The organism is Novosphingobium rosa NBRC 15208, from assembly GCF_001598555.1.
Lineage (GTDB): Bacteria > Pseudomonadota > Alphaproteobacteria > Sphingomonadales > Sphingomonadaceae > Novosphingobium > Novosphingobium rosa.
Genome location: NZ_BCZE01000074.1, coordinates 24,790 through 35,190 on the forward strand (window position 1 = coordinate 24,790; position 10,401 = coordinate 35,190).

The 10,401-nt window shown below is 64.3% G+C and carries 10 protein-coding genes and 1 other annotated feature; of the genes, 3 read left to right on the forward strand and 7 right to left on the reverse strand.

Features of this window, described 5'->3' with window-relative positions; genetic code table 11:
- Nucleotides 1-13: 13 nt before the first annotated feature.
- The 4 genes from tuf to rpsL all read right to left on the reverse strand — a co-directional run bounded on the left by tuf (nt 14) and on the right by rpsL (nt 4,523).
- Entirely contained in the window at nt 14-1,204 is a 1,191-nt protein-coding gene (gene tuf, locus SR3_RS23935) for an elongation factor Tu (RefSeq protein ID WP_068091588.1), read from the reverse strand.
- 192 nt (nt 1,205-1,396) lie between these two features.
- A complete protein-coding gene (gene fusA, locus SR3_RS23940) occupies nt 1,397-3,469 on the reverse strand; it encodes an elongation factor G (RefSeq protein WP_068091591.1) in 2,073 nt (690 codons plus the stop codon).
- A gap of 121 nt (nt 3,470-3,590) precedes the next feature.
- Entirely contained in the window at nt 3,591-4,061 is a 471-nt protein-coding gene (gene rpsG, locus SR3_RS23945; protein ID WP_068091601.1) for a 30S ribosomal protein S7, read from the reverse strand.
- A gap of 90 nt (nt 4,062-4,151) precedes the next feature.
- Nucleotides 4,152-4,523 (reverse strand): 30S ribosomal protein S12, encoded by a 372-nt coding sequence (rpsL, locus tag SR3_RS23950; protein ID WP_068091604.1) that lies wholly within the window; start codon nt 4,521-4,523, stop codon nt 4,152-4,154.
- Nucleotides 4,524-4,883: 360 nt separating this feature from the next.
- Nucleotides 4,884-4,939: a sequence feature (sul1 is cis-regulatory element that is thought to sense ions involved in sulfur or methionine metabolism; They are found in Alphaproteobacteria), on the forward strand.
- 82 nt (nt 4,940-5,021) lie between these two features.
- On the opposite strand from rpsL, the gene SR3_RS23955 reads away from it, so the two are divergent.
- Nucleotides 5,022-6,506: a SulP family inorganic anion transporter gene (locus SR3_RS23955; RefSeq protein ID WP_068091606.1), complete on the forward strand. Its 1,485-nt coding sequence runs from the start codon at nt 5,022-5,024 to the stop codon at nt 6,504-6,506.
- A 218-nt stretch (nt 6,507-6,724) separates the two neighbouring features.
- Here SR3_RS23955 and SR3_RS23960 read toward each other — a convergent pair whose 3' ends face one another.
- Both SR3_RS23960 and SR3_RS23965 read right to left on the reverse strand, forming a co-directional pair.
- Nucleotides 6,725-7,648, reverse strand: coding sequence for a carbon-nitrogen hydrolase family protein (locus tag SR3_RS23960; protein ID WP_068091609.1), 924 nt, complete (start codon nt 7,646-7,648; stop codon nt 6,725-6,727).
- Complete coding sequence (locus SR3_RS23965; RefSeq protein ID WP_068091612.1) at nt 7,648-8,238, reverse strand: GNAT family N-acetyltransferase; 591 nt, start codon at nt 8,236-8,238, stop codon at nt 7,648-7,650. Before SR3_RS23965 ends, SR3_RS23960 begins: the two co-directional genes overlap by 1 nt.
- Before the next feature lie 77 nt (nt 8,239-8,315).
- Here SR3_RS23965 and SR3_RS23970 point away from each other — a divergent pair, with 77 nt between their 5' ends.
- Nucleotides 8,316-8,495: a DUF4169 family protein gene (locus SR3_RS23970; RefSeq protein ID WP_068091615.1), complete on the forward strand. Its 180-nt coding sequence runs from the start codon at nt 8,316-8,318 to the stop codon at nt 8,493-8,495.
- Entirely contained in the window at nt 8,495-8,710 is a 216-nt protein-coding gene (locus tag SR3_RS23975) for a hypothetical protein (protein ID WP_068091618.1), read from the forward strand. Before SR3_RS23970 ends, SR3_RS23975 begins: the two co-directional genes overlap by 1 nt.
- Before the next feature lie 186 nt (nt 8,711-8,896).
- Here the strand turns inward: SR3_RS23975 and SR3_RS23980 are convergent, their stop codons facing one another.
- Nucleotides 8,897-10,366: a helix-turn-helix domain-containing protein gene (locus SR3_RS23980; protein WP_068091622.1), complete on the reverse strand. Its 1,470-nt coding sequence runs from the start codon at nt 10,364-10,366 to the stop codon at nt 8,897-8,899.
- Between the last annotated feature and the right edge of the window lie 35 nt (nt 10,367-10,401).

Below are 10,401 nucleotides of genomic sequence, written 5' to 3' on the forward strand. Positions count from 1 at the left end.
TGCGCGGCCTATATTACTTGGTGATCTTCGCGACAACCCCCGAACCGACGGTGCGGCCGCCTTCGCGGATTGCGAAGCGCAGACCTTCGTCCATCGCGATCGGAGCGATCAGCTCGACCTTCAGCTGCACGTTGTCGCCGGGCATGACCATCTCGGTGCCCTCGGGCAGCGTGACCGAACCCGTGACGTCGGTGGTGCGGAAGTAGAACTGCGGGCGGTAGTTGGCGAAGAACGGCGTGTGACGGCCACCTTCATCCTTCGACAGCACGTAGACTTCCGATTCGAAGTTGGTGTGCGGGGTGCAGGTGCCGGGCTTGGCCAGAACCTGGCCACGCTCAACGTCTTCACGCTTGATGCCGCGGCACAGGGCGCCGATGTTGTCGCCGGCTTCACCCTGGTCGAGCAGCTTGCGGAACATTTCCACGCCGGTCACGGTGGTCTTGGCGGTGGCCTTCAGACCGATGATCTCGACTTCCTCGCCAACCTTGACGATGCCGGTCTCGACGCGGCCGGTCACAACCGTACCACGACCCGAGATCGAGAACACGTCTTCGACGGGCATCAGGAACGGACGGTCGGTCGGACGGGGGGGCTGCGGGATGTAGCTGTCGACAGCGGCCATCAGAGCCTGGATCGATTCCTTGCCGATCTTGTCGTCGCGGCCTTCCAGAGCGGCCAGAGCCGAACCCTTGACGATAGGAATGTCGTCACCGGGGAAGTCGTACGACGACAGCAGCTCGCGCACTTCCAGCTCGACCAGCTCGAGGATTTCCTCGTCGTCGACCTGGTCAACCTTGTTCATGTACACGACCAGGGCGGGCACGCCGACCTGACGGGCCAGCAGGATGTGCTCGCGGGTCTGGGGCATCGGGCCGTCAGCAGCGTTCACCACCAGGATCGCGCCGTCCATCTGGGCGGCACCGGTGATCATGTTCTTCACATAGTCAGCGTGACCGGGGCAGTCGACGTGAGCGTAGTGACGGTTCTCGGTCTCGTATTCCACGTGGGCGGTCGAGATCGTGATGCCGCGCTCGCGCTCTTCGGGAGCCTTGTCGATGTTGGCATAGTCGGTGAAGGTGGCGCCACCGGTTTCGGCCAGCACCTTGGTGATGGCGGCGGTCAGCGTGGTCTTGCCGTGGTCAACGTGACCGATGGTGCCGATGTTGCAGTGCGGCTTGTTCCGCTCAAACTTAGCCTTAGCCATGTTTCAAACCTTCTTTTCGTTCGAATGTCAATTTTCAACGGGACGGCACCTGCCAGACTCACGCCTGAAAATCAGGCGCCGCCCCTAGCCTGATCTGATCGATCAGGCAAGCGTGTCGTTATGTCTGATCCGTCAGGCCCGATTTCAAGGGGGACGAAACCGCCCTCACCCTGTCACCGGGCCTGAACTGGATCAGGCCATCTTCGCCTTCAGTTCGGTCGCCACGTTCGAGGGAACCTCGTCGTAATGCGAGAACTGCATGCTGTACTGCGCACGGCCCTGCGTGAACGAGCGAAGGCTGTTCACGTAGCCGAACATGTTGGCCAGCGGGGTCATGGCCTCGACAACCTGTGCGTTGCCGCGGCTGTCGGTGCCCTGGATCTGACCACGGCGGCTGTTGAGATCGCCGATCACGTCGCCCATGAATTCCTCAGGGGTAACGACTTCGACCTTCATGATCGGCTCGAGCAGCTTGATGCCGGCCTTCTGGGCGACTTCACGCATGGCGCCACGGGCGCAGATTTCGAAGGCCAGAGCCGACGAGTCGACGTCGTGGTAGGCACCGTCATAGAGCAGCACTTCGAAGTCGATGATCGGGAAGCCGATCAGCGAACCCGTCAGAGCGGTTTCACGGAAGCCCTTTTCAATGGCGGGGATGTATTCCTTCGGAATGTTACCGCCCTTGATCTCGTCCTTGAAGACGAAGCCCGAACCGCGCTCGCCCGGCGTGACCTTGACCTTCACGCGACCGAACTGACCCGTACCACCCGACTGCTTCTTGTGGGTGAAGTCCAGATCGACCGGCTTGCCGAGATATTCGCGGTAAGCCACCTGCGGCGCGCCGACGTTGGCCTCGACCTTGAACTCGCGCTTCATGCGATCGACGATGATGTCGAGGTGAAGCTCGCCCATGCCCTTGATGATCGTCTGGCCCGATTCGTGATCGGTCGAGACGCGGAACGAGGGATCCTCGGCCGACAGGCGGTTCAGGGCAACGCCCATCTTCTCCTGGTCAGCCTTGGTCTTAGGCTCCACCGACAGCTCGATCACGGGCTCGGGGAATTCCATGCGCTCCAGCACGATGGGCTGACGCTCGGCGCACAGCGTGTCGCCGGTGGTCGTTTCCTTCATGCCGGCAAGGGCGATGATGTCGCCCGCGAAGGCTTCTTCGATGTCCTTGCGCTCGTTCGCATGCATTTCCAGCATACGACCGACCTTTTCCTTCTTGTCCTTCACCGAGTTCAGGTAGGTGCCCTTGGTGAGCGTACCCGAATAGATGCGGATGAAGGTGAGCGAGCCCACGAAGGGATCGTTCATGACCTTGAAGGCCAGGGCCGAGAACGGCGCGTCGTCCGTCGGGGGACGGCTGTCCTTCTCGTCGCTGTCCATCTTGACGCCCTGGACGTCAGGAATGTCGAGCGGCGAAGGCAGATAGTCGACCACGGCGTCGAGCAGGGGCTGCACGCCCTTGTTCTTGAACGCCGAACCGCAGCACACGGGCACGAACGACTGGTTCAGCGTGCCCTTGCGGATCAGCTTCTTCAGCGTCTCGGCGTCGGGCTCGTTGCCTTCCAGATAGGCTTCCATCGCGTCATCGTCCTGCTCGACGGCGAGCTCGATGAGGCGCGAGCGGTACTCGGCGGCTTCGTCGGCCAGGTCGGCGGGGATTTCTTCGTAGAAGAACTCGGCGCCCAGCGACTCGTCTTTCCAGATGATCGCGCGGTTGTGCACCAGATCGACCAGACCCTTCAGATCGGCTTCGAGACCGATCGGAATGTAGAGCACGGCCGGCTTGGCGCCCAGACGATCGATGATCGACTGCACGCAATACTTGAAGTTGGCACCGGTGCGGTCCAGCTTGTTGATGAAGCACATGCGCGGAACGCCGTACTTGTCAGCCTGGCGCCACACGGTTTCCGACTGCGGCTCCACGCCGGCAACGCCGTCGAAGCAGGCAACCGCACCGTCGAGCACGCGCAGCGAACGCTCGACTTCAATCGTGAAGTCGACGTGGCCGGGGGTGTCGATGATGTTGATGCGGTGGTCGTTCCAGAAGCAGGTGGTGGCGGCCGACGTGATCGTGATGCCGCGCTCCTGCTCCTGCTCCATCCAGTCCATCGTGGCGGCGCCGTCATGGACTTCGCCGATCTTGTAGGACTTGCCGGTGTAGTAAAGGATGCGTTCGGTCGTCGTGGTCTTGCCAGCGTCGATATGCGCCATGATGCCGATATTACGGTACATCGAGAGCGGATGGCTGCGTGCCATGGTTGCTTCCTCGGGTTCGGGTTGGAGCCGGTAAGGCCCCTGCCCTTAGGTTCAGTACTGTGACATCCGTGTGACGGGCCCGCAAAACAGGCCCGTCAGACAGAAGATTGCCAGCGCCAGATTACCAGCGATAGTGGCTGAACGCGCGGTTGGCGTCGGCCATACGGTGGGTGTCTTCGCGCTTCTTCACGGCGTTGCCGCGGTTGTTGGCAGCATCGAGCAGCTCAGCCGACAGGCGGGCCGACATGGTGGTCTCGCTGCGGTTGCGCGCGGCGGTGATCAGCCAGCGGATGGCCAGGGCCTGGGCGCGCTCGGGGCGCACTTCGACGGGGACCTGATAGGTCGCACCACCGACGCGGCGGCTGCGCACTTCGATCTGCGGCTTCACATTGTTCAGCGCATCGTGGAACAGCTGAACGGGGTCAGCCTTCGCACGGGTCTGCATGGTTTCCAGAGCGCCATAGACGATGCTCTCGGCAACCGACTTCTTGCCGTCCAGCATGAGGTTGTTCATGAACTTGGACAGAACCTGATCGCCATGCATGGGATCGGGCAGGATTTCCCGCTTCTCGGGACGACGACGACGTGACATCGTATGAATTCCTTATCTTATACGGCTCGCGGCAAGCGGCCTGAATAGAGGCAGGGCTTGTTCAGCCCTTCGCCTTCTTACTTGGCCAGATTACTTCGGACGCTTGGCGCCGTACTTCGAACGGCTCTGCTTGCGGTTCTTCACGCCCTGGGTATCCAGAACGCCGCGCAGCACGTGGTAACGCACGCCGGGAAGATCGCGCACACGACCGCCGCGGATCAGCACAACCGAGTGCTCCTGCAGGTTGTGGCCTTCACCGGGGATGTACGAAATGACTTCGCGGCTGTTGGTCAGACGGATCTTGGCGACCTTGCGGAGAGCCGAGTTCGGCTTCTTCGGGGTGGTCGTGTACACGCGGGTGCAGACGCCGCGCTTCTGCGGGTTCTGCTCCATCGCCGGGACCTTGGACTTGGTCTTCTGCGGCTCGCGACCCTTGCGGATCAGCTGGTTGATTGTAGGCATGAAGGGACTTCACCTTGTTAGATGATACCATCGACACAGGTGAAGACGAAAGGCCGCACAGCGAATCGCGCAAGGAGGAACCCTGCCGATAGAACCGATGCGAACCGAAACGCTCCACCCCTGCCAGCGGCACCGGGTTACTTTGACGGATAACGCTGGGCTTTCAGCGGGTTGTCCCCACAAACGCCCGGCACGCACCGGCAATGTTCAGCTCATTGACGACAGGGCCAGCGGCATGCCGTCCCATCGCGAACAGCGCGGCCCTTAGGCCTGTTGGCGCCTCAGGTCAAGCGCGGCCATGGCGGGCAAGCGTTGCGCATTGCCTTACAAGCGCCCGGCAGTTAAGGGAAACGCCATTCGCATGGACCCGGTGAAATTCCGGGTGGCTCTTCCGGCCGCCGATCCGCCGGACAACGCCCAAGCCTTTTGGGCCTCGCCGCAGACATCTCCCTTCGCCTCTCTGGCGACGCCTGCGGCCCAATCACACGCGGATTTTGCATGACTGCCCTTACCCTTGCCCGTTACCGCGCCGAATGGTTCGGCGGGGCCAGCGCCGCTCGGCGCGACATCCTTGCCGGCATGGTCGGCACCTTCGCGCTCATCCCCGAGGTGATCGCTTTTTCCTTCGTGGCGGGCGTCGATCCGCAGGTAGGGCTGTTCGCCTCCTTCGTGATCGGCATCGTCATCGCCTTTGCCGGAGGACGCCCGGCGATGATCTCGGGCGCGGCAGGCTCGGTGGCGCTGGTGGCCGCCGCGCTGGTTCATGCCCATGGCCTGCCCTATCTGCTGACCGCCACGGTGATGGCCGGGCTTTTTCAGATCCTCTTCGGCCTGCTGGGGCTGGATGTGCTGCTGCGCTTCGTGTCCCGCTCGGTCCGGACAGGCTTTGTCAACGCACTGGCGATCCTGATCTTTTCCGCACAGGTGCCCCAGATGCTGGGCGTCGACTGGCACACCTATGCGATGATCGCGCTGGGCCTTGCCATCATCTACCTGCTCCCGCGCCTGACCACCGCGATCCCCTCGCCCCTGATCTGCATCGTGGTGCTGACGGTGGTGAGCATCGCCATCCCCATGCCGATCCGCACCGTGGCCGATCTGGGCCGCCTGCCCTCATCGCTGCCAAGCTTCGCCCTGCCCGCCATCCCGCTTAGCCTTGAGACGCTCAAGATCGTCGCCCCCTACGCCTTCGCCATGGCAGCGGTGGGCCTGCTGGAATCGATGATGACCGCCAGCGTGGTGGATGACCTGACCGAAACCACCAGCTCCAAGGCCCGCGAATGCACCGGCCTTGGGTTGGCGAATGTGGCGGTCGGCCTGTTCGGCGGCATCGCGGGCTGTGGCATGATCGGGCAGACTGTGGGCAATGTGCGCTATGGCGGGCGCGGCAGGCTCTCCACGCTGGTGGCGGGCGTCTTCCTGCTGCTGGTGATGGTGCCCCTGCGCCCCTGGGCCGAAAAGGTGCCCGTCGCTGCGCTGGTGGCGATCATGATCATGGTCTCGATCAGCACCTTCTCATGGAGCTCGATCAGCGACCTGGCCCGCCATCCCAAGGTCTCTGGCATCGTGATGCTGGCGACCGTGGCAGTGACAGTTGCCACGCATGATTTGTCCGCAGGCGTCGGCGTGGGCGTGCTGCTCTCGGGCGTGTTCTTCGCCTTCAAGGTCACGCGGCTGATGGCGGTGCAGGTGGGCTACGATGCCCCCACCGACACCCGCCGCTACACCGTCTCCGGCCAGATCTTCTTCGCCAGCGCGGATATCTTCGCCGACCACTTCGATCTGCGCGACACGGCGGCGCATGTCCGCATCGACCTCACGCAAGCGCATTTGTGGGACATCACCGCCGTCGGCGCGCTGGAGGATGTCGTCACCCGCATGCGCCGCCATGGCATCGCGGTGGAGCTGATCGGGCTGAACGAGGCAAGCGCGATTCTGGTGGATCGGCATGCGCCTCTGGTGCGGGATGTGCAGGGGGTTTGAAAAGGTGAATGCGAGGGCCATCGCCCTCGCGCTCCCTTTACTGTCTACGTTGCGCCTCGGGTTCGGCCTTGCGCCCAGCTTGCCGCGCCGCAGGCTAGAAAGATTGCTGCCTGCGGCACGCAGGTGGAGAGCCCGCGCGCAACATTTCGGTACCACCGCCTTCTCTTCGGAAGACGTTATGGGAGCGCGAGGGGGTAACCCCCTCGCTTTTTCTCTTCTTACCTTAAATCCACCACTTTCACTTTGGGCAACTCAACAGCCCCCGGCTGCTTCGCCCAATCCCGCGCGGGCAGCACCCCGCCGTTCGCGCGCAGAGCCTCCACCCGCGCCAGATCGACCTCAGCGAAAACCCACTGCGAAGAATCCATCGCACCGATGGCGATCACGCCGTCGGGCGGGAAACGCCAGTCGCCGCCCTTGGGCCCATCGGGCGGGCCATAGAGCCCCGCAGCGCCATGGTTCACATCCAGCGCCGGCGACCACGGCGCCAGACCCACGGTCGGCGATTGCGCGACATACATTTGCCCCTCCAGCGCGCGGGCCTGAGAACCGATCCGCACCCGCCAATAGCCTTGGGGCGTGTCGGTGCAGCTTGGCACCAGCAAAAGCTGCGCGCCTGCTTCCACCGCCGCACGGGCGATCAGGGGGAATTCGCTGTCATAGCAGATGGCGATGGCGATGCGGCCCAGCGCGGTCTCGAAGAGATGCAGCGGGGCGCTCACGGCGCTGGCGGGGAAGACGCCCCATTCCTCGGCCTCGAAGCGGGTCATCATCAGCTTGTCCTGATGGCCGGCCTTGCCTTGCGGCGTGAAGAGCCGCGCACGGTTGAGGTAATGGCCTTCCACCAGCACCGGCCCGCTGGCCGCCAGAATGTGCAGGCCATGGCGCGCGGCCAGATCGGCATGCAGCGCGTCCGCCCGCTCCATCAACCCGGCCACCGTCGCCAGCGAGCCGTGGAGGTCGCTCTGCGTCGCCGCATCCAGACTGGCCAGTTCCATCGCGCCATATTCAGGGAACACCGCGAGAGCCGCGCCCCCGGCGGCGGCCTGCTTCACCCAGCGGGTCAGCTTGGCTTCATAGGCGGCCCAGTCGGGAAATTGGTCGATCGGGTATTGGGCCAGAGCGATGGTGTAAGCGGGCATCAGAGCGTCTTGATCCAATATTGCATCGGCTTTTCGCTGGGTTCGGTCTCGCCATGGTCTTTCCAGGCGAAATTGGTGATCAGGCCCTCGACAGGCTCATAGCCGCGCTTGCGCCAGAACGGATCGAGCGGCTGGAAATCGGCAGGGCGCGCGGGATGGTCCAGCGGGCGGATCACGCCGCAAAAGGTCGCGGCCTTGGCGCCGAGGCGTCTGGCCTGCTCCTCGCGGTGGTCGAAGAAGGCATGGCCGATGCCGCGCCCGCGATACTCGGGCAGCAGCACGCTTTCGCCGAAATAGAACAGGCTGGCGGTGTCGATCCCGCGCGCCTCGAAGGCTTGACGGTAGGTTTCCTTCTGCTCGACCATCGGCGAGGCAGTGGCGACGCCCACGATCCGCTCACCATCATAGGCGCCGATCAGCACGGCTTTTTCCGAAGCGCCGAAATCGCGCAGATAGTCCGATTCCGCGTTGGGATCGCCGTGGTAGAGGTACGGCCATTCGGCAAAGACCGCGCAGCGCAGCCGGGCAAGGTCTGGGATGGCGGCGCGCAGGGCATCGCCCGCAAGGGGGTGGATCGCGATCTGGGTCATGCCCCATTCCCTAACCCGGCGATGGGGCGATGGCGAGCCCCCTTCCCCCTCGCCCGCGCAGGGCCTATGGTGCCGCCATGGCCGAGATCATCAATCTGCGCCTGGCCCGCAAGGCCAAGGCCCGCGACGCTGCCGAAAAGACCGCCGCAACCAACCGCGCCAAATTCGGCGCCACCAAGGGCGAGCGCCAGATTCGCGCGGCGGAAGCGGCCCGCGTGACGCGTATCGTCGATGGCGCAAAGCTGGAGAAGGACTGATGCGCACCACCAACGATGGCGCCACGGTGCGGCTCTATCACCTTGATGGCGACAGCGAGGGCGGCGCGGCCTCCACCCTGTTCTACGGCCCGCTGTCTCAGGCGCTGATCGTGGCCGATCAGCAGCCGCAGGAGGTGCAGGAAGGCCTTTACCTCGCCACCGACAATGATGTGATCGCCTATCTGGACCTTGTCGGCGAGGATTTCCGCGACTGACGCCTGACCCCGCAAAAAACAAGCGGGCGGACCGGGGAGGGATTGCGGTCCGCCCGCCAGGGGACGACGTTCAAGGTCATGCGCAAAGCGGCCCGGGAATGTGTGGCGCCGTTTGCGAGACTCGGTTTAAACGAGTCGCGGTTGTGTTCCGCCTAAGCGCGCCTAAGGGCTTGCCACAGGGCCCAGTCAGCCCTCCGCCAGCCCCAGAGGCGTGGCCGAGCGGCTGGTGTCATCCGGCATGATGTCCCGCCCGATCGGCGGCAGGGCACGCGCCACGCAATCGGGCCGATGGCACAGGCGGCAGGTGATGCCGATCGGCGTGGCCGGAACGCTGCGCGGATTGAGCCCCTGCGCATAGGCCAGACGCGGCGCATGCTCCGCCGCGCAGGCCAGCGCCACGGCGCGGATCGCGCGAGGCCGGTTGTAGCCGCCGCCGCCCGCCTCCACCGTGCGCGCGATGGAAAAGAAGCGCTGCCCATCCGGCAGTTCCAGCCATTGCGTCACCACCTGCAAGGGCGTGGCGAAAACCTGATGCACGCTCCACAGCGGACAGCCGCCGCCATGCGCGGCGAAGGGAAAGCCCGCCCCATCCAGCCGCTTGGAAACATTCCCTGCCCCATCGACGCGGATGAAGAAGAAGGGCACATGCGCGCTGCCATTCTGCCCACTCGGCCTGCCCAAAGTGGTGAAGCGATGCGCGGTCTGCTCGAAGCTGGTGCCGAAAACGCGGGCCACCGCCTCGATATCATAGGCCCGTTCCTCCACCACGCGGGCGAAGCGGTCGTAAGGCATCAGGATCGCGCCCGCCGTATAGCTGGCCAGCGCCCGCTTCACGAGATGCACCGCCGTGCGGGCCGCGCCTTCTTCCTGCTCGTCGCCCATAGCGCGGGCAATCTCGGTGATCTGCGCGCGGCACTCATGCCACACGATCTGCAGCGCGATCTGGAAAGCGCGGGTGGCCGGATAAAGCCCCTCATCCAGCAGCAGTTGCCGGTTGTGCCGGTCAAACCGCCGGATCGAGCCCATCATCACGTAGGGCGGCAGGAACCGCGTGCGAATGCCATGCGTGCGCGCCAGCCATGTGGCCCCATCTCCCTCCCGCGCAATGGCGGCAGCGAGATTTTCCGCGCTCGCCTCCAGCGTGGGGAAATGGTTGCGATGGGCGGCCAGAAAGCGTCGCGCCTCGACCACCGGATCGGGCAGGCCCGCGCCCAGCTCCGCCTGCCGGTCGGCCAGCGCTGCCTGCTCGCGCGTGTAGGCGCCGTAAAGCCGCAGCAAAGCTTCCGACATGCCGGGAAAGGAGGTCGCCAGATCGGCCACCTCCAGCGCGGGCATATCGATGCCGGCGAAGATGGGATCGCGCAGCACCTCGGTCAGGCGGCGGTTGTAATCTGCACCGTCATCAGCCGCCAGCTCCGAAATATCGAGCTGATAGGTGCGCGCCAGCCGCAGCAGCAGATCGGCGGTGACCGGGCGCTGGTTGCGCTCCATCAGGGCGACGTAAGAGGGCGAAATCTCCAGATCGGCGGCCATGGCCTGCTGGGTCAGCCCCAGCTCGCGGCGCAGGCGCTTGATGCGCGGGCCCATATACAGCGGGCGCGCCGACCGACCGGCAAGCTGGGTCGAGGTCGGCGGAGTAATGGGCAGGATCGTCATGGCTCCATAAAGCTTAGAAGGTTAAGAAGAGAAAT